22 protein-coding genes are annotated in these 24,450 nt (G+C 58.2%); 14 read left to right on the top strand and 8 right to left on the bottom strand.

What is annotated here, in order from left to right:
* Positions 1-53: 53 nt before the first annotated feature.
* A complete protein-coding gene (locus tag AB4N74_RS18680) occupies positions 54-5,312 on the bottom strand; it encodes a matrixin family metalloprotease (RefSeq protein WP_460096890.1) in 5,259 nt (1,752 codons plus the stop codon).
* Positions 5,313-5,513: 201 nt separating this feature from the next.
* Between AB4N74_RS18680 and AB4N74_RS18675 the strand changes: the two genes are divergently transcribed.
* A complete protein-coding gene (locus tag AB4N74_RS18675) occupies positions 5,514-6,155 on the top strand; it encodes an MBL fold metallo-hydrolase (protein WP_257356097.1) in 642 nt (213 codons plus the stop codon).
* A gap of 117 nt (positions 6,156-6,272) precedes the next feature.
* Complete coding sequence (locus tag AB4N74_RS18670) at positions 6,273-7,010, top strand: OmpA family protein (RefSeq protein WP_099757148.1); 738 nt, start codon at positions 6,273-6,275, stop codon at positions 7,008-7,010.
* A 254-nt stretch (positions 7,011-7,264) separates the two neighbouring features.
* Here AB4N74_RS18670 and AB4N74_RS18665 read toward each other — a convergent pair whose 3' ends face one another.
* The gene (locus tag AB4N74_RS18665; protein ID WP_007917055.1) at positions 7,265-7,699 is read right to left on the bottom strand and encodes a Z-ring associated ZapG family protein; all 435 of its coding nucleotides are present in this window, start codon (positions 7,697-7,699) and stop codon (positions 7,265-7,267) included.
* A 144-nt stretch (positions 7,700-7,843) separates the two neighbouring features.
* Here AB4N74_RS18665 and AB4N74_RS18660 point away from each other — a divergent pair, with 144 nt between their 5' ends.
* The 3 genes from AB4N74_RS18660 to zapE all read left to right on the top strand — a co-directional run bounded on the left by AB4N74_RS18660 (position 7,844) and on the right by zapE (position 11,038).
* Positions 7,844-8,473 carry an alpha/beta hydrolase gene (locus tag AB4N74_RS18660; RefSeq protein WP_460101185.1) on the top strand — a complete coding sequence of 210 codons (630 nt, stop codon included), beginning with the start codon at positions 7,844-7,846 and terminating at the stop codon, positions 8,471-8,473.
* A gap of 24 nt (positions 8,474-8,497) precedes the next feature.
* Complete coding sequence (locus tag AB4N74_RS18655) at positions 8,498-9,853, top strand: tryptophan--tRNA ligase (RefSeq protein WP_116255171.1); 1,356 nt, start codon at positions 8,498-8,500, stop codon at positions 9,851-9,853.
* A gap of 90 nt (positions 9,854-9,943) precedes the next feature.
* Positions 9,944-11,038: a cell division protein ZapE gene (zapE, locus tag AB4N74_RS18650; RefSeq protein WP_093430696.1), complete on the top strand. Its 1,095-nt coding sequence runs from the start codon at positions 9,944-9,946 to the stop codon at positions 11,036-11,038.
* Positions 11,039-11,240: 202 nt separating this feature from the next.
* Here the strand turns inward: zapE and AB4N74_RS18645 are convergent, their stop codons facing one another.
* Positions 11,241-12,137, bottom strand: a complete 897-nt coding sequence (locus AB4N74_RS18645) for a GlxA family transcriptional regulator (protein WP_175555647.1) — start codon at positions 12,135-12,137, stop codon at positions 11,241-11,243.
* Positions 12,138-12,387: 250 nt separating this feature from the next.
* Here AB4N74_RS18645 and AB4N74_RS18640 point away from each other — a divergent pair, with 250 nt between their 5' ends.
* The gene (locus AB4N74_RS18640) at positions 12,388-13,524 is read left to right on the top strand and encodes an acyl-CoA dehydrogenase family protein (RefSeq protein ID WP_099757146.1); all 1,137 of its coding nucleotides are present in this window, start codon (positions 12,388-12,390) and stop codon (positions 13,522-13,524) included.
* A 102-nt stretch (positions 13,525-13,626) separates the two neighbouring features.
* Here AB4N74_RS18640 and AB4N74_RS18635 read toward each other — a convergent pair whose 3' ends face one another.
* On the bottom strand, positions 13,627-14,667 hold the full coding sequence (locus AB4N74_RS18635) for an NADP(H)-dependent aldo-keto reductase (RefSeq protein ID WP_099757145.1): 1,041 nt from the start codon (positions 14,665-14,667) through the stop codon (positions 13,627-13,629).
* A gap of 245 nt (positions 14,668-14,912) precedes the next feature.
* On the opposite strand from AB4N74_RS18635, the gene rplM reads away from it, so the two are divergent.
* The 7 genes from rplM to AB4N74_RS18600 all read left to right on the top strand — a co-directional run bounded on the left by rplM (position 14,913) and on the right by AB4N74_RS18600 (position 19,798).
* Positions 14,913-15,341, top strand: a complete 429-nt coding sequence (rplM, locus tag AB4N74_RS18630; RefSeq protein WP_007917032.1) for a 50S ribosomal protein L13 — start codon at positions 14,913-14,915, stop codon at positions 15,339-15,341.
* A 14-nt stretch (positions 15,342-15,355) separates the two neighbouring features.
* Positions 15,356-15,748 (top strand): 30S ribosomal protein S9, encoded by a 393-nt coding sequence (gene rpsI, locus AB4N74_RS18625; protein ID WP_008080273.1) that lies wholly within the window; start codon positions 15,356-15,358, stop codon positions 15,746-15,748.
* 269 nt (positions 15,749-16,017) lie between these two features.
* Complete coding sequence (gene petA / locus AB4N74_RS18620) at positions 16,018-16,611, top strand: ubiquinol-cytochrome c reductase iron-sulfur subunit (protein ID WP_003228055.1); 594 nt, start codon at positions 16,018-16,020, stop codon at positions 16,609-16,611.
* Complete coding sequence (locus tag AB4N74_RS18615; RefSeq protein ID WP_093430693.1) at positions 16,611-17,822, top strand: cytochrome b; 1,212 nt, start codon at positions 16,611-16,613, stop codon at positions 17,820-17,822. The genes petA and AB4N74_RS18615 overlap by 1 nt, the downstream gene beginning before the upstream one ends.
* Complete coding sequence (locus tag AB4N74_RS18610) at positions 17,822-18,604, top strand: cytochrome c1 (protein WP_093430692.1); 783 nt, start codon at positions 17,822-17,824, stop codon at positions 18,602-18,604. Before AB4N74_RS18615 ends, AB4N74_RS18610 begins: the two co-directional genes overlap by 1 nt.
* Positions 18,605-18,750: 146 nt before the next feature.
* A complete protein-coding gene (locus AB4N74_RS18605; RefSeq protein WP_007917025.1) occupies positions 18,751-19,368 on the top strand; it encodes a glutathione S-transferase N-terminal domain-containing protein in 618 nt (205 codons plus the stop codon).
* Between the two features lie 16 nt (positions 19,369-19,384).
* On the top strand, positions 19,385-19,798 hold the full coding sequence (locus AB4N74_RS18600) for a ClpXP protease specificity-enhancing factor (protein ID WP_007917024.1): 414 nt from the start codon (positions 19,385-19,387) through the stop codon (positions 19,796-19,798).
* A 51-nt stretch (positions 19,799-19,849) separates the two neighbouring features.
* On the opposite strand, the gene AB4N74_RS18595 is transcribed toward AB4N74_RS18600, so the two are convergent.
* From AB4N74_RS18595 to AB4N74_RS18580, 4 genes are all read right to left on the bottom strand, one after another.
* The gene (locus tag AB4N74_RS18595; protein WP_007917023.1) at positions 19,850-20,428 is read right to left on the bottom strand and encodes a BON domain-containing protein; all 579 of its coding nucleotides are present in this window, start codon (positions 20,426-20,428) and stop codon (positions 19,850-19,852) included.
* The gene (locus AB4N74_RS18590; protein ID WP_093430691.1) at positions 20,425-21,018 is read right to left on the bottom strand and encodes a phosphoheptose isomerase; all 594 of its coding nucleotides are present in this window, start codon (positions 21,016-21,018) and stop codon (positions 20,425-20,427) included. Before AB4N74_RS18590 ends, AB4N74_RS18595 begins: the two co-directional genes overlap by 4 nt.
* Before the next feature lie 104 nt (positions 21,019-21,122).
* On the bottom strand, positions 21,123-21,485 hold the full coding sequence (locus tag AB4N74_RS18585) for a YraN family protein (RefSeq protein WP_093430690.1): 363 nt from the start codon (positions 21,483-21,485) through the stop codon (positions 21,123-21,125).
* Positions 21,485-23,296, bottom strand: coding sequence for a penicillin-binding protein activator (locus tag AB4N74_RS18580; RefSeq protein ID WP_257356095.1), 1,812 nt, complete (start codon positions 23,294-23,296; stop codon positions 21,485-21,487). The genes AB4N74_RS18585 and AB4N74_RS18580 overlap by 1 nt, the downstream gene beginning before the upstream one ends.
* Before the next feature lie 177 nt (positions 23,297-23,473).
* Here AB4N74_RS18580 and rsmI point away from each other — a divergent pair, with 177 nt between their 5' ends.
* Positions 23,474-24,379, top strand: a complete 906-nt coding sequence (gene rsmI / locus AB4N74_RS18575; RefSeq protein ID WP_093430688.1) for a 16S rRNA (cytidine(1402)-2'-O)-methyltransferase — start codon at positions 23,474-23,476, stop codon at positions 24,377-24,379.
* Positions 24,380-24,450: the final 71 nt, after the last annotated feature.

The raw sequence follows: 24,450 nt of genomic DNA, 5'->3' as shown, positions 1-24,450 counted from the left end.
GGGGCGTTTCTGTTGGTTGTCCGACCTGCGGGCAGGTTGGAGCTGAGGTTACATCAGGCCACCAGATCGTTGGCGCTGAAGCTGTTCACACCCACCAGCTGGATTTCGAAGTCCGCACCGGCGTTGCCGCTGACATTCCCCGACAGTACATGGTCGATGAAGCGCAGTTGACCGGCACCGGTGAAGTCGGCCGCACCGATGAAAGAGAAGCCGTTGAAGCCGTCGCTTAACAGGTTGGCATCAAACTTCGTCAAATCAATCTTGTCACCTTGCGCACTGTTGAAGTCGGAGATGACGTCGCGCAGATTGCCAATTCCCGTTTCGCTCCAGGCATTGAATACAAACGTATCTGCACCTGAACCCCCAGTTAGCGTATCGGTGCCCTGACCGCCGATGAGAGTGTCAGCACCGGCTCCGCCGTTGAGCAAGTTGTTGCCGTCATTGCCAGACAACGTGTTGTTCAGGGCGTTGCCGATGCCATTCAGGTTGCTGCTGCCGGTCAGTACCAGATTTTCCAGGTTGTCTCCCAGCGTCCAGTTCACCGACGAACGTACGGTGTCGATTTCGCCAGCCAGAGTACTGGTTTCGATGATGGTGTCGCCGGCGTTGTCGACGATATAGGTATCGTTACCCAGACCGCCGAGCATGGTGTCAGCGCCAGCCTTACCATCAAGTGTGTTGTTGCCATCATTGCCGGTCATACGGTTGTTGAGTTCGTTGCCGGTGGCATTGAGGGCAGAGCCGATGAGCAGAACGTTCTCGACGTTGCTCCCCAGGGTGTAGTCGATGGAGGCAAAGACTCGATCGATTTCAGTCAGTGAGGTGCCGGTTTCGACGACGACATCGCCGAGGTTGTCGACGTAATAGGAGTCGTTACCTGCGCCGCCGATCATGGTGTCGGCGCCCAGGCCGCCATTGAGCGTGTTGACGCCGTCGGTACCGGTCAGCACGTTGTCCAGCGCATTACCGGTCAAGTCGAGAACGCCGCTGCCGACCAGAGTGCCGTCTTCGATGTTGGCCGACAGGGTATAGCTGATCGAGGATCTGACCAGATCATGACCTTCGCCCACAAGTTCGGTAACGGTGTCGCCGGCGTTGTCGACGATGTAGGTGTCGTCGCCCAGACCGCCGAGCATGGTGTCAGCGCCGGCTCCGCCGTTGAGCAAATTGTTGCCGTCATTGCCAGACAACGTGTTGTTCAGGGCGTTGCCGATGCCATTCAGGTTGCTGCTGCCGGTCAGTACCAGATTTTCCAGGTTGTCTCCCAGCGTCCAGTTCACCGACGAACGTACGGTGTCGATTTCGCCAGCCAGAGTACTGGTTTCGATGATGGTGTCGCCGGCGTTGTCGACGATATAGGTATCGTTACCCAGACCGCCGAGCATGGTGTCAGCGCCAGCCTTACCATCAAGTGTGTTGTTGCCGTCATTGCCGGTCATGCGGTTGTTGAGTTCGTTGCCGGTGGCATTGAGGGCAGAGCCGATGAGCAGAACGTTCTCGACGTTGCTCCCCAGGGTGTAGTCGATGGAGGCAAAGACTCGATCGATTTCAGTCAGTGAGGTGCCGGTTTCGACGACGACATCGCCGAGGTTGTCGACGTAATAGGAGTCGTTACCTGCGCCGCCGATCATGGTGTCGGCGCCCAGGCCGCCATTGAGCGTGTTGACGCCGTCGGTACCGGTCAGCACGTTGTCCAGCGCATTACCGGTCAAGTCGAGAACGCCGCTGCCGACCAGAGTGCCGTCTTCGATGTTGGCCGACAGGGTATAGCTGATCGAGGATCTGACCAGATCATGACCTTCGCCCACAAGTTCGGTAACGGTGTCGCCGGCGTTGTCGACGATGTAGGTGTCGTCGCCCAGACCGCCGAGCATGGTGTCAGCGCCGGCTCCGCCGTTGAGCAAATTGTTGCCGTCATTGCCAGACAACGTGTTGTTCAGGGCGTTGCCGATGCCATTCAGGTTGCTGCTGCCGGTCAGTACCAGATTTTCCAGGTTGTCTCCCAGCGTCCAGTTCACCGACGAACGTACGGTGTCGATTTCGCCAGCCAGAGTACTGGTTTCGATGATGGTGTCGCCGGCGTTGTCGACGATATAGGTATCGTTACCCAGACCGCCGAGCATGGTGTCAGCGCCAGCCTTACCATCAAGTGTGTTGTTGCCGTCATTGCCGGTCATGCGGTTGTTGAGTTCGTTGCCGGTGGCATTGAGGGCAGAGCCGATGAGCAGAACGTTCTCGACGTTGCTCCCCAGGGTGTAGTCGATGGAGGCAAAGACTCGATCGATTTCAGTCAGTGAGGTGCCGGTTTCGACGACGACATCACCGAGGTTGTCGACGTAATAGGAGTCGTTACCTGCGCCGCCGATCATGGTGTCGGCGCCCAGGCCGCCATTGAGCGTGTTGACGCCGTCGGTACCGGTCAGCACGTTGTCCAGTGCATTACCGGTCAAGTCGAGAACGCCGCTGCCGACCAGAGTGCCGTCTTCGATGTTGGCCGACAGGGTATAGCTGATCGAGGATCTGACCAGATCATGACCTTCGCCCACAAGTTCGGTAACGGTGTCGCCGGCGTTGTCGACGATATAGGTATCGTTACCCAGACCGCCGAGCATGGTGTCAGCGCCAGCTTTACCATCAAGTGTGTTGTTGCCGTCATTGCCGGTCATGCGGTTGTTGAGTTCGTTGCCGGTGGCATTGAGGGCAGAGCCGATGAGCAGAACGTTCTCGACGTTGCTCCCCAGGGTGTAGTCGATGGAGGCAAAGACTCGATCGATTTCAGTCAGTGAGGTGCCGGTTTCGACGACGACATCGCCGAGGTTGTCGACGTAATAGGAGTCGTTACCTGCGCCGCCGATCATGGTGTCGGCGCCCAGGCCGCCATTGAGCGTGTTGACGCCGTCGGTACCGGTCAGCACGTTGTCCAGCGCATTACCGGTCAAGTCGAGAACGCCGCTGCCGACCAGAGTGCCGTCTTCGATGTTGGCCGACAGGGTATAGCTGATCGAGGATCTGACCAGATCATGACCTTCGCCCACAAGTTCGGTAACGGTGTCGCCGACGTTGTCGACGATGTAGGTGTCGTCGCCCAGACCGCCGAGCATGGTGTCAGCGCCGGCTCCGCCGTTGAGCAAATTGTTGCCGTCATTGCCAGACAACGTGTTGTTCAGGGCGTTGCCGATGCCATTCAGGTTGCTGCTGCCGGTCAGTACCAGATTTTCCAGGTTGTCTCCCAGCGTCCAGTTCACCGACGAACGTACGGTGTCGATTTCGCCAGCCAGAGTACTGGTTTCGATGATGGTGTCGCCGGCGTTGTCGACGATATAGGTATCGTTACCCAGACCGCCGAGCATGGTGTCAGCGCCAGCCTTACCATCAAGTGTGTTGTTGCCGTCATTGCCGGTCATGCGGTTGTTGAGTTCGTTGCCGGTGGCATTGAGGGCAGAGCCGATGAGCAGAACGTTCTCGACGTTGCTCCCCAGGGTGTAGTCGATGGAGGCAAAGACTCGATCGATTTCAGTCAGTGAGGTGCCGGTTTCGACGACGACATCGCCGAGGTTGTCGACGTAATAGGAGTCGTTACCTGCGCCGCCGATCATGGTGTCGGCGCCCAGGCCGCCATTGAGCGTGTTGACGCCGTCGGTACCGGTCAGCACGTTGTCCAGCGCATTACCGGTCAAGTCGAGAACGCCGCTGCCGACCAGAGTGCCGTCTTCGATGTTGGCCGACAGGGTATAGCTGATCGAGGATCTGACCAGATCATGACCTTCGCCCACAAGTTCGGTAACGGTGTCGCCGACGTTGTCGACGATGTAGGTGTCGTCGCCCAGACCGCCGAGCATGGTGTCAGCGCCGGCTCCGCCGTTGAGCAAATTGTTGCCGTCATTGCCAGACAACGTGTTGTTCAGGGCGTTGCCGATGCCATTCAGGTTGCTGCTGCCGGTCAGTACCAGATTTTCCAGGTTGTCTCCCAGCGTCCAGTTCACCGACGAACGTACGGTGTCGATTTCGCCAGCCAGAGTACTGGTTTCGATGATGGTGTCGCCGGCGTTGTCGACGATATAGGTATCGTTACCCAGACCGCCGAGCATGGTGTCAGCGCCAGCCTTACCATCAAGTGTGTTGTTGCCGTCATTGCCGGTCATGCGGTTGTTGAGTTCGTTGCCGGTGGCATTGAGGGCAGAGCCGATGAGCAGAACGTTCTCGACGTTGCTCCCCAGGGTGTAGTCGATGGAGGCAAAGACTCGATCGATTTCAGTCAGTGAGGTGCCGGTTTCGACGACGACATCGCCGAGGTTGTCGACGTAATAGGAGTCGTTACCTGAGCCGCCGATCATGGTGTCGGCGCCCAGGCCGCCATTGAGCGTGTTATTCAGCGTGTTACCGGTCAATACGTCGTCGAAGGCAGAACCCGTGGCGTTTTCAATTTTTGCCCCATACGCGATCGCCAGGCCATCATTGATCGCCGTCATATTATTCAGGTCAACGAAAGCCTTGCCGATTTGGCTGTAAGCACCTTCATTGAGATTGATGGACACCGCAGCAAGCTGATTGCTGCCATCGATCGTGTCGTTACCACCGGCATCCCAGATTGTTTCGAAAATCGACTGGTTCGCCGCCCATTTGTAGACGTTGTCACCGGTCTGCCACGCCATATTGGCGCCGTACAGGCTCTGGATCGCAAGGATGTCCAGAACCATCGGCGTGGTCGGCTGATAGGAATAGTTACTGTTGTAACTCATCACTGTGAAGTGCACGTCGTCGAGCGAAGGGTCCAGCAGAGTGTTGTTGGTAGCGCTGGTGTCGAACGGATGCTTGAGGCCCAACGCGTGACCGATTTCATGCACGAACGTCATGAAGTCGTAACTGCCTTTAACGGGATTCGGGTCGTTGGTTGCCTCGCCGACCCAGACATCGCCTCCCGCAGGTAGATTCTCAGGAAAGTAGGCCCAGGCCGCGGTTTTGTCATCCATCAACCGATAGCCGCCAAAGCGCAGGTCGCCAACGTTGGTCAGGGTGTCGCTGGTCAACGTGAAATTGAGGTTGGCAACCGCGCTCCAGGCGCCCAACGCACCGGTTATTGCAGTTTTCTGTGCTGTCGTCAGCTCATACAGAGCGTTGTATTCATTTTTTGGGCTGTAGTCGGTGACGAAGTATGACGTTACCGGCGCCATGAAGCTGTAGCTCAAATTAGTCGCCCCGGATGGATTCCAGCCGGATCCCAGCCAAAACTTACCGGAAATTAGGCTGTCGACGATAGCGCTGCCAGTCAATGAGGCGGGGAAGGCGAAGGAATAAGTCTTGGGCGTTGGCATGCGGAATTTCCTGAGTACTATGCGGCCCTTCCTGAATGCGACCGCTACAAAAAAATGCGATTTTGCACCAGAATTTGTGTACTTGATATCATTAGGCCATTATTTTTTGATTAATGGCGCCAAATATCTGACCTGGCGTTCTTTATCGGCCCTTGCAGTAGAATCCTGAGAAACGTTAATTGCCGTTTGTCGAGGATGTTCATGCCTGTCCCACCTGCGCTCATCCGCGAAACCTTTCCCGTCGGCCCGCTCCAGTGCAACTGCACCATCATCGGCGACCCGATCAGCAAAAAAGCCATCGTCGTCGACCCCGGTGGCAATCCTGACCTGATCATGGCGCGCCTTGATGCGCATGGCCTGAAAGTCGTCAGCATTATTCACACCCACGCGCATCTCGATCACTTCCTCGCTTCCGGGCAGATGAAGGAAAAAACCGGCGCGACCCTGCATTTGCACAAGGAAGACCAGTTCCTTTGGGACAACCTCGAAATGCAGTGCCAGATGTTCGGTGTGCCGTACACACCGGTGCCATCGCCAGATCGCTGGTTGAGTGACGATGAGGAACTGGCCTGCGGTTGCGGTGTTGCCCTGCACACGCCGGGACATACACCCGGTTCCATGAGCTTTTGGTTTTCCGAGGCTAAGCTGTTGATAGCCGGCGACACGTTGTTTCGTCGCGGCGTAGGGCGCACGGATTTATGGGGCGGCGATCAGGCGACCATCGTGCGTTCGATCAAGCAGCGGCTGTACACCTTGGACGAGGACGCGACCGTGATTACCGGACACGGGCCGGATACGCGCCTGGGTGATGAAATGCGCGAAAACCCGTTTGTACGCGCCTGAATATTTTGTCACGAGTGCCCGGCGGAATTTTTGTGCATTGTCATGATCCAACGCCCGCACAAGTCCATTAACCCAGTGGCCGCTGCACCACAGAATGCGAAAAACCAGGAGCTCTCCATGTTCACCACGCGTCGTTTGATTATTGTCGCTACTGCCGTGGCCTTGCTGTCCGGCTGCGCCTCGCCTAACCCGTATGACAATCAGGGCCAGGCCGACGGTGGCTCCCAAGGAATGAGCAAAACCGCCAAATACGGCGGCCTCGGTGCACTCGCCGGCGCACTGGCCGGTGCCGCCATCGGTCACGACAACCGCGGCAAAGGTGCCTTGATCGGTGCGGCGGTGGTGGGTGCGTCCGCCGCCGGTTACGGTTATTACGCCGACCAGCAAGAAAAGAAACTGCGCGCGAGCATGGCCAACACTGGCGTTGAAGTGCAGCGCCAAGGCGATCAGATCAAACTGATCATGCCGGGCAACATCACCTTCGCTACCGATTCGGCGAACATCGCGTCCAGCTTCTACCAGCCGCTGAACAACCTGGCCAACTCGTTGAAAGAATTCAACCAGAACCAGATCGAAATTGTCGGCTACACCGACAGTACCGGCAGCCGCCAGCACAACATGGACCTGTCCCAGCGTCGTGCGCAGAGCGTGGCGACTTACCTGACTTCGCAAGGTGTCAGCGGCGCCAACCTGTCGGCCCGTGGCGCCGGTCCGGATAACCCGATTGCCAGCAACGGTGATGTGAATGGCCGGGCGCAGAACCGTCGGGTTGAAGTCAACCTGAAGGCGATCCCGGGCCAGCAGTATGGTGGTCAGCAGCAACAGCAGCCGGGTACGGTTCAGCAGTATCCGTAAGTGAATACCTGAATGAAGTATGCCCGGTCCTGGTGATCGGGCATTTTTGTGTGTGGACTGTGCTGGCCCCTTCGCGAGCAAGCTCGCTCCCACAGGGTTTGATGGTGTACACAAAATTTGTGTTCCACACATAACCTTGTGGGAGCGAGCTTGCTCGCGAATAGGGCATACCAATCAGCCACAAATCATCAGATACAAAAAAGCCCCCGGACAACCGAATTGTCCGGGGGCTTTTTGTTTTCAGCGAAGACTGATTACTTCTTCAGACCATAATGCTCATCGAGCATGCCCGGCGAGTTCGGGGTCTTCGGTGCGTAGTCGCGCGGCGGCTCCTGATCGCGCGGTGGCGTCAGGCGTTCGCGTGGCGCGACTGCCGCGTCAGCGTGCAGGGCAGCGATCAGGCGCTGGCGGGTCTGCTCGTCCAGGGCCAGACGATTGGCGCCCTCGGCGAGATGATCCTGCACTTCCTGATAGCTCTGGGTCAGCTTCTTGACCAGCATCGCAGTGCTGTTGAAGTGGGTGACCACCTCGTTTTGATAACTGTCGAAACGCTCCTGGATATCATCCAGTTGACGCTGCGTACGGCTCGGCGCGGCGTTCGGCGCAACGCGCGCGATCAGGAATCCAATGGCGACACCCACAACCAGGGCAAGAGTCGGTAACAACCAAACTAAGAGCGAGTGTTCCACGAGTCCTTCCTCTATAAACGGCTTTGCTTTACGTTAACGGCTCGAACCTGCGCTGTATACCGCGATTCACTCGCAATAGATTGGCACAGACAATTTGCTAGACGAGTCGACCCGATTCGAGGTCACGGAGTTCCTTCCTTGCTGATGCGTGAAACCCCTGTAGTGATTGACGGCCCGGTGGGTCAACTTGAGTCTCTGTACCTGGATAACGAGCAGCCGATCGGCATCGCGCTGATCTGCCATCCGAACCCGGTGCAGGGCGGCACCATGCTCAACAAGGTTGTCTCGACCCTTCAGCGCACCGCGCGCGACGCAGGTCTGATTACCTTGCGCTTCAACTATCGCGGCGTTGGCGCCAGCGAAGGCGCGCACGATATGGGCACCGGTGAAGTCGACGACGCCCAGGCGGCGGCCAAGTGGCTGCGGGAAAAACACCCGAATCTGCCGCTGACCCTGTTCGGTTTCTCCTTCGGCGGATTTGTTGCAGCAAGTCTCGGCGGTCGACTCGAAGCGCAAGGCGTGCAGCTCAAGCACCTGTTCATGGTCGCCCCGGCAGTCATGCGTCTGGGTGAGCAGGATCAATTGCCAGAACATGGCGAACTCACCGTGATCCAGCCGGAAACCGACGAAGTCATCGACCCGCAACTGGTCTACGCCTGGTCGGAAAAACTCCAGCGCCCCCATGAGCTGCTGAAAGTGGCAGAATGCGGACACTTTTTTCATGGCAAGCTGACCGATCTCAAGGATCTGATCCTGCCGCGTCTCTCGAATTGATTGCAGTCTGACAAGCGATTACCCATGACGAACCGTACCCGTATCCTCACCGGCATCACCACCACCGGCACGCCGCACCTGGGCAACTACGCCGGCGCCATCCGCCCGGCGATCCTCGCCAGCCGCGACAGTAATGCCGATTCGTTCTACTTCCTGGCCGACTACCACGCCCTGATCAAATGCGATGACCCGCTGCGCATCCAGCGCTCGCGTCTGGAAATCGCCGCGACCTGGCTGGCCGGTGGCCTCGATGTCGACCGCGTGACCTTCTACCGCCAGTCCGACATCCCGGAAATCCCTGAGCTGACCTGGCTGCTGACCTGCGTCGCCGCCAAAGGCCTGCTCAACCGCGCGCACGCCTACAAGGCCTCGGTGGACAAGAACGTCGAAACCGGTGAAGACCCGGATGCCGGCATCACCATGGGCCTCTACAGCTATCCGGTGCTGATGGCGGCGGACATCCTGATGTTCAACGCGCACAAGGTGCCGGTCGGTCGTGATCAGATCCAGCACGTTGAAATGGCCCGCGATATCGGCCAGCGTTTCAACCACCTGTTCGGTCAGGGCAAAGAATTCTTCACCATGCCCGAAGCGCTGATCGAAGAGAGCGTGGCGACGTTGCCGGGCCTCGACGGTCGCAAGATGTCGAAGAGCTACGACAACACCATTCCGCTGTTCTCCAGCGCCAAAGAGATGAAGGATGCGATCTCGCGGATCGTCACCGACTCCAAAGCGCCAGGCGAGGCCAAGGATCCGGACAACTCGCACCTGTTCACCTTGTTCCAGGCGTTCGCCACACCGGCGCAGGCTGATGAGTTCCGCAGCGAACTGCTCGGTGGTCTGGGGTGGGGCGAGGCGAAGAACCGTCTGTTCCAGTTGCTCGACAACGAACTGGGTGAAGCGCGCGACAAGTATCACCAGTTGATCGAGCGCCCGGCAGACCTGGAAGACATCCTGCAAATCGGCGCCAAGAAGGCCCGTGCCGTGGCGACGCCGTTCCTCAATGAATTGCGTGAAGCGGTTGGCCTGCGTTCTTTCGTCAATCAGGTGCAAGTCGCCGCGACGACCAAGAAGAAGGCCGCGAAAGCCGCGCGTTTCGTCAGCTTCCGTGAAGACGACGGCAGCTTCCGTTTCCGTCTGCTGGCGGCCGATGGCGAGCAACTGCTGCTGTCGCGCAACTTTGCCGACGGCAAAACCGCAGGCCAGGTGACCAAGCAGCTGCAATCCGGCCAGCCGCTGGACGTGCGCAGCGAAGACCTGAGCTTCAGCGTCTGGCTGGAGGGCGAGTGCGTTGGCGACAGCCCGGCATTCGCTGACACTGCTGCGCGGGACGCGGCCATCGAGGCTCTGCGCGTTGCGCTGACCCCGGTTCAGGACTAATCGGCGGCACGGTCCGACCAAGGGCCGATTGCCATTCCCACGGGCCGTCGCTACAGTGACGGCCCGTTTTTGTTGCCTTGCTAACGAATTATGACGCCCCTAGAACGATACCAAGCTGATCTGAAACGCCCGGACTTCTTCCATGATGCCGCGCAGGAAACTGCTGTGCGTCATTTGCAGCGCCTGTACGACGATCTGATCGCCGCCGATCAGAACAAGCCGGGCCTGCTGAGCAAACTGTTTGGCAAAAAGGATCAGACGCCGGTCAAGGGCCTGTACTTCTGGGGCGGCGTAGGTCGCGGCAAAACTTACCTGGTCGACACCTTCTTCGAAGCGCTGCCGTTCAAGGAAAAGACCCGCACTCACTTCCACCGCTTCATGAAGCGTGTGCACGAAGAAATGAAAACCCTCGGCGGCGAGAAAAACCCGCTGACCATCATCGCCAAGCGCTTTGCGACTGAGTCGCGGGTGATCTGCTTCGATGAGTTCTTCGTCTCCGACATCACCGACGCGATGATCCTCGGCACGCTGATGGAAGAATTGTTCAAGAACGGCGTGACCCTGGTCGCGACCTCGAACATCGTTCCGGACGGCCTGTACAAGGACGGTCTGCAACGTGCGCGTTTCCTGCCGGCGATTGCGCTGATCAAGCAGAATACCGAGATCGTCAACGTCGACAGCGGCGTCGACTACCGTCTGCGTCACCTCGAACAAGCCGAGCTGTTCCACTATCCGCTCGACGAAGCTGCTCACGAAAGTCTGCGCAAGAGCTTCAAGGCGCTGACGCCGGAATGCACTGCTGCGGTCGAAAACGATGTGCTGATGATCGAAAACCGCGAAATCCGTGCCCTGCGTACGTGCGACGACGTGGCGTGGTTCGACTTCCGTGAGCTGTGCGACGGCCCGCGTAGCCAGAACGACTACATCGAACTGGGCAAGATCTTCCACGCCGTGCTGCTAAGCGGTGTCGAGCAGATGAGCGTCACCACTGACGACATTGCGCGCCGCTTCATCAACATGGTCGACGAGTTCTACGACCGTAACGTGAAGCTGATCATTTCGGCTGAAGTCGAGTTGAAGGATCTGTACACCGGCGGCCGTTTGAACTTCGAATTCCAGCGTACGCTGAGCCGTCTGCTGGAGATGCAATCGCACGAATTCCTGTCGCGGGCGCACAAGCCTTAAGCAGAATCGCGAAACAAAAAAGGGCCTGCAATTGCAGGCCCTTTTTTTATCTCGAATTCACCGGCCCGCGCACACTGATCGTTCCCACGCTCCGCGTGGGAATGCATACCGTGACGCTCTGCGTCACATTCCGGGGCGGACGCAGAGCGTCCATTGGCAGCATTCCCACGCAGAGCGTGGGAACGATCAACGGGGGGGAGGGTTAGGCGGCTTGTTGGAACTGCTGTCGATACTGATTCGGCGACAGCTCGGTGTGCTGACGGAACAGCCGCGCAAAGAAGCTCGCATCGTCGTAACCGACCTCATAACTGATGGTCTTGATGCTCTTGCGGCTGCCGGACAGCAAACCTTTCGCGGTTTCGATACGCAGGCGTTGCAGGTAATGCAATGGCTTGTCACCGGTGGCGGTCTGGAAGCGGCGCATGAAGTTACGGATGCTCATGCCGTGCTCGCGGGCGACGTCTTCGAAGCGGAACTTGTCGGCGAAATGCTCTTCGAGCCAGTGCTGGATCTGCAGGATAATCACGTCCTGATGCAGCTTCTGCCCACCGAAACCGATGCGTCCCGGCGCATAGCTGCGCTGCACTTCATAGAGAATGTCGCGGGCCACGGCTTGCGCGACGTTGGCCCCACAGAAACGCTCGATCAAGTAGATGTACAGGTCGCAGGCTGACGTGGTGCCGCCGGCGCAATACAAGTTGTCGGCATCGGTCAGGTGCTTGTCCTGATTGAGATAGACCTTGGGAAAGCGCTCGGCGAATGCATTGAAGAAACGCCAGTAGGTGGTCGCTTCCTTGCCGTTGAGCAGGCCGGCCTCGGCCAGCCAGAACACCCCGGTGGCTTCGCCGCACAACACCGCGCCACGAGCGTGCTGTTCACGCAGCCAGGGCAACACTTGGGGATAACGGCCGCACAGCGTGTCGAAATCGTCCCAGAACGCCGGGAGGATAATGACGTCGGCGTTTTCCAGGCCACCGTCGACCGGCATTACCACGTCACTGAAGCTGTTCACCGGTTTGCCGTCGGGGCTGACCAGGCGTGTTTCAAACGCCGGTGTCAGGCCGTGACCCAGTTGTTTGCCATAACGCAGGCTGGCCAGATGGAAGAAATCCTTGGCTTGCATGAGAGTGGAGGCGAAAACCCGGTCGATTGCCAGGATGCTGACGCGCCGCAAGGGCGTGGAGACTTGCTTGGACATAATTCAACTTTTGTTTTGTTTTTATAAGGGAAAGTGGTCACCAGACGGCTGGATCGTCTTATTTTTTGTCGGATGTGTCCAGTGTCCTGTGTCAGAGGGGAGGCTTAGTCTCTGAAGGCCATCTCCCGCCAACAACAAAGAAAGGTGCCGCATGATCCCCAGAACCTTGTTCAGCTCCGAGCACGAATTGTTTCGCGACAGCGTCCGCACCTTCCTCGAAAAAGAGGCGGTGCCGTTCCATGCGCAATGGGAGAAACAGGGCCATATCGACCGCAAACTGTGGAACAAGGCCGGGGAGGCGGGGATGCTCTGCTCGCACCTGCCGGAAGAATACGGCGGCCTGGGGGCGGACTTTCTCTACAGTGCGGTGGTGATCGAGGAGGTCGGGCGACTGGGCCTGACCGGCATCGGCTTCTCGCTGCATTCGGACATTGTCGCGCCGTACATCCTGCATTACGGCAGCGAGGCGCTGAAGCACAAATACCTGCCGAAACTGGTTTCGGGCGAGATGGTCACGGCCATCGCCATGACCGAGCCGGGGGCGGGTTCCGATCTGCAAGGTGTGAAGACCACCGCTGTGCTGGACGGTGACGACTATGTGATCAACGGTTCGAAAACCTTCATTACCAACGGCTTTCTCGCGGATCTGGTGATCGTGGTGGCCAAGACCGACCCAAAGGCCGGCGCCAAGGGCACCAGCCTGTTTCTGGTGGAAGCGGGTACGCCGGGTTTCGATAAGGGCAAGCGCCTTGAGAAGGTTGGCATGAAGGCGCAGGACACGTCGGAATTGTTTTTCCAGGACGTGCGCGTGCCGAAAGAAAACCTGCTGGGGCAGGCCGGGGCCGGGTTTGCTTATCTGATGCAGGAATTGCCTCAGGAACGTCTGACGGTGGCGATCGGTGGCCTGGCTTCAGCTGAAGCGGCGTTGCAATGGACGCTTGATTACACCCGCGATCGCAAGGCCTTCGGCAAAGCCATTGCCGACTTCCAGAACACCCGCTTCAAGCTGGCCGAGATGGCCACGGAAATTCAGATCGGCCGAGTGTTCGTCGATAAATGTCTGGAGCTGCACCTGCAAGGCAAGCTCGACGTGCCGACGGCGGCGATGGCGAAATACTGGGGCACCGATCTGCAATGCAAGGTGCTCGACGAGTGCGTGCAGTTGCATGGCGGTTACGGCTTCATGTGGGAGTACCCGGTGGCCCGGGCGTGGGCGGATGCGCGGGTGCAGCGGATCTATGCTGGCACCAATGAAATCATGAAGGAGATTATTGCGCGGTCGCTTTGAAATTCTGGTGACTGTCAGACCGCTATCGCGAGCAGGCTCACTCCTACAGGGGATCACCGTACCTGTGGGAGCAAGCCTGCTCGCGAAGCTTTTAGCGGTAAATCAAGGCGCTGGGTTCGGGTGATCCTTGTGAATCGCCTCGATCCCTGCCAGCACTTCATCGGAAAGCTTCAGATCAAAACTGGCAATGTTGCTGTCCAGTTGCTCAAGCGTCGTCGCGCCAATGATGTTACTCGTGACGAATGGTTGCTGAGTGACGAACGCCAATGCCATCTGCGCCGGGTCCAGACCGTGCTCCCGGGCCAGCGCGACATAACGGCTGCACGCTGCTTCCGACTGCGCATTGAAATAGCGGCTGAAGCGACTGTAGAGGCTCAGGCGACCTTTCGGTGGACGAGCGCCACCTTCGTATTTACCTGACAGGAAACCAAACGCCAACGGCGAATAGGCGAGCAGGCCGCACTGTTCGCGGATGGCGATTTCCGCCAGGCCCACTTCAAAACTGCGGTTGAGCAGGTTGTAGGGGTTCTGGATCGACACCGCGCGCGGCCAGCCACGCGCTTCGGCCAAGGCCAGAAAACGCATGGTGCCCCACGGGGTTTCGTTGGACAGGCCGATGTGGCGGATCTTGCCGGCCTTCACTTGCTCGTCGAGTGCTTCGAGAGTGTCTTCGAGCGGGGTCAGGTTGGCTTCGATCTTGTGCTTGTAACCCAGTTGTCCGAAAAAGTTGGTGCTGCGTTCCGGCCAGTGCAATTGATACAGGTCGATGTAATCGGTCTGCAGGCGCTCGAGGCTGGCGTCCACCGCTGCGGTGATGTGCTGGCGGTTATGGCGCAGGTTTTTGTCGCGGATGTAGTCGATGGTGTTGCCGGGGCCGGCGATCTTGCTGGCGAGGATCCAGTCGGCGCGGTCGCCGCGACTTTTGAAGTAATTGCCGATATAGCGCTCGGTGGTGGCGTAGGTTTCGGCTTTCGGCGGCACCGGGTACATCTCGGCGGTGTCGATGAAATTGATCCCGGCTTCTTTGGCCCGTTCAATCTGCGCGAAGGCTTCAACTTCAGTGTTTTGCTCGCCCCAGGTCATGGTGCCGAGGCAGATTGCACTCACGTTCAGGTCGGTACGGCCTAGCTGGCGATAGTCCATCGGGTGCTCCTTGGGCAAAACAATCATAAAAGCAGGTTGAAATATTTTTCGCAATCTGCATAATTGCCGACCTCTTTCTGCAGTGGAAGTGATGCGCCGCCGCCGAAGAATCTTGCCGTTGAACGGACGCGCCGACCCGAGCCCCCGAAAGCGTCTGTATCCGGCTGCCTTTGACTTGTCAAAGTACGCACTATTCAGTAAGATCCGCCGTCTAATTTACAGGGCGGCCCCTGAGGCTATAAAGAATGAAAACTTTTACTGCTAAACCGGAAACAGTAAAGCGCGACTGGTTTGTCGTCGACGCTGCTGGTCAGACCCTGGGTCGTCTGGCCACCGAAATCGCGAGCCGTCTGCGTGGCAAGCACAAGCCTGAGTACACTCCTCACGTTGACACCGGCGACTACATCGTCGTAATCAACGCCGAGCAGATTCGTGTTACCGGTGCTAAAACCACTGACAAAATGTACTACTCCCACTCCGGTTTCCCGGGCGGCATCAAGTCGATCAACTTTGAAAAGCTGATCGCTAAAGCCCCTGAGCGCGTGATCGAGACCGCGGTTAAAGGCATGCTGCCTAAAAACCCACTGGGTCGCGACATGTACCGTAAGCTGAAAGTCTATGCGGGCGCTGCACACCCACATACTGCTCAGCAGCCCCAAGAACTGAAGTTTTAACGGAATAGTACATTATGTCGGCGACTCAAAATTACGGCACTGGCCGTCGCAAGACCGCAACCGCACGCGTTTTCCTGCGTCCGGGTACTGGTAACATCTCCATCAACAACCGTTCGCTGGAAAACTTCTTCGGTCGTGAAACTGCCCGCATGGTAGTTCGCCAGCCGCTGGAGCTGACTGAGACTGTCGAGAAGTTCGACATCTACGTCACCGTGATCGGCGGTGGTGTAAGTGGTCAAGCTGGCGCAATCCGCCACGGCATCACTCGCGCTCTGATGGACTACGACGAAACCCTGCGTGGCGCTCTGCGCAAAGCTGGCTTCGTTACTCGCGACGCCCGTGAAGTTGAACGTAAGAAAGTTGGTCTGCGTAAAGCGCGTAAGCGTCCGCAGTACTCGAAGCGTTAATTCCGCTTCCGCGTTCAAAAAGAACGCCCGCCTCCTCACGGAAGCGGGCGTTTTTTTATGCCTGTGATTTATCAAAGAATTGCGCTGCGACAACTTGCCACTTCCGTAGACCCCCTATACTGCAAGGCTTGAGGGTAAGAGCTCCGGGTAATTCCCTTGTCAGAATTGGGGCTTTTCATTACCATTCGGCAAAATTTTTATAAGTAACATTGATTTATTTAGTAGATGCCTGATTTAACAGGCCACAAAAGCTGATGGGAGAGGACTGAATGAGCAATGACGGCGTGAATGCAGGCCGGCGTCGCTTCTTGGTAGCAGCCACATCCGTGGTGGGTGCTGCAGGAGCGGTGGGGGCTGCGGTCCCGTTCGTGGGGTCATGGTTTCCCAGTGCCAAGGCGAAAGCCGCCGGTGCACCGGTGAAAGTGAATGTCAGCAAAATCGAGCCAGGACAGCAGATGATTGCTGAATGGCGCGGCCAGCCGGTGTTCATTGTCCGCCGTACTGCGGAAATCCTGGGGAATCTCAAGAAGATCGAGGGCCAGCTCTCCGATCCAACCTCCAAAAACTCCACGCAACCCACCTATGTCGACCCTGAAGTGCGTTCGATCAAGCCGGAAATTCTGCTGCTGATCGGGATCTGCACGCACCTGGGTTGCTCACCAACTTTCCGTCCCGAAGTGGCACCTGCGGATCTCGGCAAAGACTGGGTCGGTGGCTATTTCTGCCCTTGCCACGGCTCCCACTACGATCTGGCTGGCCGCGTCTACAAGTCGCAACCTGCGCCTTTGAACCTGCCAGTTCCCCCGCATTCCTATGAGACCGATGACCTGATTGTCATCGGCGTCGATACGGAGAAAGCGTGATGAGCAAGTTCATGGATTGGGTTGATGCGCGCTTTCCTGCGACCAAAATGTGGGAAGACCATCTCAGCAAGTATTACGCTCCAAAAAACTTCAACTTCTTCTATTTCTTCGGCTCTCTGGCGCTGCTGGTGCTGGTCAACCAGCTCGTCACCGGCGTCTGGCTGACGATGAGCTACACGCCATCGGCAGAAGAGGCTTTTGCGTCTGTCGAAGGCATCATGCGTGACGTCAATCACGGCTCGATTTTGCGCCTGCTGCACGCTGTCGGCGCTTCGATGTTCTTCATCGTGGTGTATCTGCACATGTTCCGAGGCCTGCTTTACGGCTCGTACCAGAAACCGCGCGAGCTGGTCTGGGTGTTCGGCATGCTGATTTACCTGGCGCTGATGGCCGAGGCATTCATGGGTTATCTGCTGCCGTGGGGCCAGATGTCCTACTGGGGTGCCCAAGTGATCATCTCGCTGTTCGGTGCGATTCCGGTGATCGGTAACGACCTGACCCAGTGGATTCGTGGTGATTACCTGATCTCCGGAATCACTCTGAACCGCTTCTTCGCCTTGCATGTCGTGGCTCTGCCGATCGTGATTCTCGGTCTGGTGGTACTGCACATTCTGGCGTTGCACGAAGTCGGTTCGAACAACCCTGACGGCGTCGACATCAAGAAGCACAAAGATGAAAACGGCATCCCGCTGGACGGCATTGCTTTCCACCCGTACTACACCGTGAAAGATATTGTCGGTGTCGTGGTGTTCCTGTTTATCTTCTGCTTTATTGTGTTCTTCTTCCCGGAAATGGGTGGCTATTTCCTCGAAAAACCAAACTTCGAGCCGGCCAACCCGTTCAAGACGCCTGAGCATATCGCGCCGGTCTGGTACTTCACGCCGTTCTACGCGATCCTGCGAGCAATCCCTGACAAGCTCATGGGCGTTATTGCCATGGGCGCTTCAATTGCTTTCCTGTTTGTCCTGCCGTGGCTCGATCGCAGTCCGGTCAAATCCATGCGCTATAAAGGCTGGATGAGCAAAGTCTGGCTCGTCATATTCTGCGTTTGCTTTGTGCTGCTTGGCTGGACTGGCGTGAAAGCTCCGACGCCGTCTCTGACGTTGCTGTCGCAGGTCTGCACCTTCCTGTACTTCGCGTACTTCATCCTGATGCCGTTCTACACCAGGCTCGAGAAGACCAAACCGGTTCCGGAAAGGGTGACTGGCTGATGAAAAAGTTATTTTTTGCTCTGATTTTTGCTGCTCTGCCTGTTCTGTCCTTCGCCGCTGAACACGGTGGTCCGGAGCTGGAAAAGGTCGACATCGACGTTTCCGACAACGCTGCGCTGCAGGATGGCGCACGTACCTTTGCCAACTATTGCATGGGTTGCCACAGTGCCAAGTTCCAGCGTTACGAGCGGGTGGCCGATGATTTGGGCATTCCTCACGAAATGATGCTGGAGAAGCTGGTGTTCACTGGCGCCAAGATTGGCGATCACATGAACATCGGCATGCAGCCGGCAGACGCCAAGACCTGGTTTGGTGCCGCACCACCGGATCTGACCCTGGTCGCTCGCGTACGCGGCACCGACTGGCTCTACGGTTACCTGAAGTCGTTCTACGAAGATCCTGCACGTCCATGGGGCGTGAACAACAAGGTTTTCCCGAACGTCGGCATGCCTAACGTGCTGGTCGGCCTGCAAGGTCGTCAAGTCGTGGGTTGCAAACAGGTGCAGATCGTCGAAGACGGCAAGAAGCAATATGATCCGCTGACCGGTACGCCTCTGACTCATGAAGCGTGCGATCAGCTGACCATCGTGCCGAAAACCGGTGCTCTGAACGAAGAGCAGTTCGATGAGAAGGTCAAGAATCTGGTAACCTTCCTGGCTTACTCGGCTAACCCGGTTAAGCTGCAACATCAGCGCATCGGTACTTATGTCTTGCTGTACCTGGCGTTCTTCTTTGTGTTCGCCTACCTGCTCAAGCGTGAATACTGGAAAGACGTGCACTGATACGCTTCAAGCATTGCTGTTAATCGCGCGCGCCCAAGGGCGCCTCCGATAGCGCAACGTCTGGTTTGCCAGGTGTTGCCGGAGGCGCCCTCTGGGCGCGCGCGTTTTTCCGGTTCCGATAATTTCAACAAGCGAGGAGGATCGCCATGGGCGTGACCAATCGGTTGGCCTGTTACTCCGACCCCGCCGACCACTATTCCCACCGAGTGCGCATCGTGCTTGCAGAGAAGGGTGTCAGCGCCGAGATCATTTATGTGGAAGCTGGTCGCCAGCCGCCTAAACTGATCGAGGTAAACCCTTACGGTAGTCTGCCGACGCTGGTCGATCGTGACCTGGCGTTGTGGGAGTCGACCGTGGTGATGGAATATCTGGATGAGCGTTACCCGCACCCGCCATTGATGCCGGTTTATCCGGTGGCGCGTGCCAACAGCCGTTTGCTGATTCATCGAATTCAGCGCGACTGGTGTGGTCTGGTGGATCTGATTCTGGATCCCAAGTCCAAGGAGGCCGCGCGTGTCGTGGCGCGCAAGGAATTGCGTGAAAGCCTGACGGGCGTGTCGCCGCTGTTTGCCGACAAGCCGTTTTTCCTCAGTGAGGAACAAAGTCTGGTGGATTGCTGCCTATTGCCAATACTCTGGCGTTTGCCGATTCTGGGTATTGAACTGCCGCGGCCAGCCAAGCCGCTGCTTGATTATATGGAGCGCTCGTTTGCGCGTGAGGCTTTCCAGGCGAGTCTGTCTGGTGTCGAACGCGATATGCGCTAAGGCTTAAGGAGCCGCTATGAACTCCAGTCGACCTTATCTGGTCCGCGCGCTCTACGAGTGGATTGTTGATAACGATTGCACCCCGCACATGCTGGTCAATTCCGAGTACCCGGCAGTGCAGGTGCCGCAGGGTTTCGCCAGCGACGGGCAGATTGTCCTGAACATCTCGCCGAGTGCTGTGCGTCATCTGCACATGGACAACGACGTGGTGACCTTCGAGGGTCGCTTCGGTGGCGTTCCGCACAGCTTGTACGTGCCGATCAGCGCGATTCTGGGTATCTACGCCCGGGAGAACGGTCAAGGCATGGTGTTTGATCTCGAGTCGCCGATGGATGACGAAGAAGAGATCGAGTCGGATGACGACTTGCCGCCACCGGACAGCGAGCCGCCGCGACCTAGCGGCCGGCCAAGCCTGAAAGTGGTGAAGTAATAAAAAAGGCGATCCGGATGGATCGCCTTTTTTATTACATAGGGTTGTGCGTCAGTCGATGTATTCGAACAGCTTGACGATCTTCTGCACGCCGGAAACGCCCTGAACCAGATTGGTCGCCTGAGTGGCTTCCTGTTTGGTCAGCAGGCCCAGCAGGTAGACGATGCCGTTCTCGGTCACGACCTTGATGCGCGAACCGGGAATGCTGGCGTCGGTGAGCATCTGGGTTTTGATCTTGGACGTCAGCCAAGTGTCATTCTGGCGAGCCAGGAAGCCGGACGGCGGTATGACCTGAAGTTCGTTATGAACAGTTTTTACCCGTTGCACGGCGGCTGCCGCTTGCTCGGCTTTGGCTTTCAAGTCAGCGCGAGGCGTTTGACCGGCCAGCAAGACAACACCGTTGAAACTGGTGACGACGATGTGCGAGTCGTTGTCCAGTGCCGGGTCGGCCTTGGCCACGTTCACACCGACTTTGGTTTCGATCAACGAGTCATCGATCTTGCTACCGAAGGTGCGCGTGCCACGGTCGTCGTCGATCGGTGCTTCACGGCTGGCGTTCACCACTGAGGTGCAGCCACTGATGCCGAGGCACAGGGTCAAGGCCAGAAGGCCAAGGCGATTAGGGGTCATTCTTCACTCCCGAACAGTTGGCTGTCGATCAGATCGCAGAGGCAATGGATCGCCAGCAAGTGGACTTCTTGAATACGTGCAGTGACATTGGCCGGTACGCGGATCTCGACGTCTTCGGGCAGCAGCAGTGACGCCATGCCGCCACCATCGCGTCCGGTCATAGCTACGACAATCATTTCGCGATCATGTGCGGCCTGGATCGCTTGAATAATGTTCGCCGAGTTGCCGCTGGTCGAAATCGCCAGCAGCACATCGCCCGACTGGCCGAGGGCGCGGATCTGCTTGGAGAACACTTCGTTGTAGCTGTAGTCGTTGGCGATCGAGGTGATCGTCGAGGTATCGGTGGTCAGCGCAATCGCCGGCAGGCTCGGACGCTCGCGCTCGAAGCGGTTGAGCAGCTCCGAGGAAAAATGCTGAGCGTCGCCGGCCGACCCACCGTTGCCGCACGAGAGCATTTTGCCTCCGTTGAGCAGGGTGTTGACCATGATCTGGCTGGCTTGCTCGATGTGCGGTGCAAGTACGTCCATCGCCTGTTGCTTGGTGTCGATACTGGCCTGGAAAAGCTGGCGAATTCGGGATTGCATGTCCATCTGTGTGACCTTAAGTAGCGCGGCTGTCCGGCACATGAATGTGCAGCCCGCAAAGCAAAGAGCAAAATTTGTCGGTGGGATTGTCCGGGTCGCAACGCCGACGATCAACTGTCGAAAGCATTCTGCAACCAGTTCAGCTGACTCGGATGGCTGTCGATGGCCACCACGTCGAAGCGGCAAGGGGAATTGGCCCAACGCGATTCGCGCTGAAGAAAATACTGTGCAGCGAAAATCAGTTTCTGCTGCTTGCGCCCATCGATGCTAGCGAGCGCGCCACCCCATTGAGTGTTTTTTCTGTAGCGAACTTCAACGAATACTACTGTATCGCCATCAAGCATGACCAGATCAAGCTCGCCGCGTTTGCATAACCAGTTCTGCGCCAGCAGGCGCAGACCTTGTTGTTGCAGATGCTCGAGCGCCTGGCGCTCGGCATCCTTGCCGCTTTGCGAGCGTGACCTGTCAGGCATCAGCGCGGGGTGTCCGGCAGGCGCTGCACCTGCCCGCTGACGAACTGCGCCCAAGGCAATTGACGCACGACGCGTTGGGTCTGGGTCATGCCGAGGCTGCCCGACTCACCGTCGATGCGGCTGTCCGGCAGGGCCTTGAGTTGACCCAGGCGCGGTGCAAGACGATAGGCATCCACACCCATCGCGTACAGGCGGCCGAGGCTACCGGCGGCTTGCGGCCACTGCGCAACCACTTGCTGACGCAGTGGATCGCTGGAGTCCAGCAGCCATGGGGTTTCGCAGAAGCGAATGCCGTTCATGTCGTTGTACTGATTCACGTCGCCGCTGGCGCTGTAAACGTGCGACGTCGCGTACACCGGAACGTCACCTGCGTACTGGAAGTTCAGGGTTGGCTTGATCTGCTGAGCCTGTTGCGGGGTTGCGGCGAGGAAGATGAATTCGATGTCCTGACGGCGCGAAGGCTGCGCGGCGACGTTGGTGCCGGCGGCATTCTGCAGGCTCTTGGCGCGCGCTTCGCTTTGACGCAGCTGGAACATGTCGGCGATCTGCTGGGCCAGTTGCACCGGCTGATCAACGCGCTCGGTCGCTACGATGCTGCCACCATTCGCTTGCCAGTCCTGGCTGAAAGCACGCAGTACGCGATCGCCCCATTCGCCTTTCGGCACCATGATCGCGGCGCGGTGCAGGCCATCGGCACGGGCGCGGCGCGAGACTTCGCGGGCTTCGTCTTCAGCGGCCAGGCCAAACTGGAACAATTGCGCCGGGCCTTGATCGCCTTCGCTGTAGTTCAGCGCAAGGGTGGTGATCGGCAGCTGCGGGCGAGTGCTCAACTGTTTGACCAGTGGTTTTTCCAGCGGGCCAACGACCAGTTGCACGCCGTCAGCCTGAGCCTTGCGGTAGAACTCGTCCATCGAAGTCAGTTTCGAGCTGTCGTAGAACTCGATTGCTGGGGGCTTCTGTCCGGCCTGTTGCGCCTGGTAGTGCGCAGCCATGAAGCCTTCACGTAGTGCCTTGCCGACAGCGGCCAACTGGCCGTCCTGTGGCAGCAGCAGGGCGATCTTGCTCAGGGGCTGGCTGGCCAGTTCCTTGAGTTTGGTCAGCGGCAACGGCAGGTTGATCGCCGCCGGGTGCTTTGGATTCTGCGCGCGCCAGGTGTCGATCGCCGCTTGCTGCTGTTCCAGGGTGCCAGCGGATTTCACTGCCATGGCCAGGCCCATCCAGCCGCCGAGGTCGTCGGTGCTGTTCGGTTGCAGTTGATCAGTTGGCAGCGAGCCGATCAGGGTCCAGATCGCTTCGTGGTTCTTGCTCGCGGCTTCGCCTTGCAGCATCGGCGCGATGAACACGCGCTCGCGGGCAGCGGCCAGGGTCTGGCCATCGGCCTCAAGGGCGCGGGCATGTACGGTGCCGGTGCGCACTTGCTGCTCTTCAGGCATCTCGCCCAAGTGCTGCAGGCTTGGGTGGCTCAGGGCGGTCAGCGCGGCTTTCGGCTGATTGCGCGTCATCGCCAGTTCAGCGTTCAAGGTGCTGGCGAAAATCTGCTGGCCGGGCTTGAGTTGCTCCATCGGCACTTGTTGCAGGATTTGCGCGGACTGTCCGGCATTGCCCTGACGGTAGGCCAGGTCTGCGGCGCTCAGGCGCAACAGGGCGGCTTTTTCCGGGGTTTTCGCCTGGCTAGCCTGTTCGAGCAGTTGCTCGATGCTGGCATCCGGGGTCCGTGGAAGTTCGCCAAGGCTGGAGGAAGGGGAGCTGACGCAAGCCGCCAACAGGGCAGCGAGGCAGAAGGCAGTGAACAGCCGCAGGCAAGCGATCATGTAAGTGTTCCTGATACTCGATCAAATTAGCGTCGAATTGTACCCAAGCACTGGCCGGGGCGCGATGTTACTGGCGTGAATCGGACGATTTAGCTGAAGTAAATGTTGCAGTGCTGCATAACCACGCACAAAACCGTGGTGGCTCGAAGCGCGTCGCAAGCCTCGTGTCGCGCTACAATGGCCGCTTTTACCGATCACGAGGTGTGCGCTTTGACTGCTCCAGGTTCCCTGAATTCCGCTGCTGGCTCGCTTTATGTGGTGGCGACGCCCATCGGCAACCTGGACGACATCAGCGCCCGGGCCCTGAAGATCCTCCGCGAAGTGGCATTGATCGCTGCCGAAGACACTCGTCACTCGGCGCGCCTGATGCAACACTTCGGGATCGGCACGCCGCTGGCCGCGTGTCACGAACACAATGAACGGGATGAAGGTAGCCGTTTTATTACCCGCTTGCTGGCGGGTGATAACGTCGCGTTGATTTCCGATGCGGGGACGCCGCTGATTTCCGATCCGGGGTATCACTTGGTGCGTCAGGCCCGCGCGGCCGGGATCAATGTCGTGCCAGTGCCGGGTGCCTGTGCGCTTATTGCCGCGCTGTCGGCGGCCGGTCTGCCGTCTGACCGTTTCATCTTCGAAGGTTTTCTGCCGGCCAAATCGGTCGGACGCAAGGCGCGACTGGAAGCGGTTAAAGAAGAGCCGCGTACGTTGATTTTCTACGAGGCCCCGCACCGCATTCTTGAATGTCTGCAGGATATGGAAGCCGTGTTTGGCGGTGAGCGCCAGGCATTGCTCGCCCGCGAGATCACCAAGACCTTCGAAACGCTCAAAGGTCTGCCATTGGCCGAGTTGCGCGCGTTCGTCGAATCCGACAGCAATCAGCAGCGTGGCGAATGCGTAGTGCTGGTGGCGGGCTGGACGGCACCGGAGTCCGAGGATGCGGTCAGCAGCGAGGCGATGCGTATTCTTGATCTGTTGCTCGAAGAGATGCCGCTCAAGCGTGCCGCCGCGTTGGCAGCACAAATCACTGGCGAGCGCAAAAACGTGCTGTATCAGGTCGCGCTGGAGAAACAGAAAGGCGTGTAGGCCGTCACCCATAGCGGTCTTGAGGCTTTTAGCGCTTGTTCTTCGGGCGCTCTGCCGTTAACCTTCGCGGC

The organism is Pseudomonas sp. H3_C08 (genome assembly GCF_054669455.1).
The sequence above is the reverse complement of the archived record's forward strand: the minus strand, read 5'-3'. Positions and strand labels throughout refer to the sequence as shown.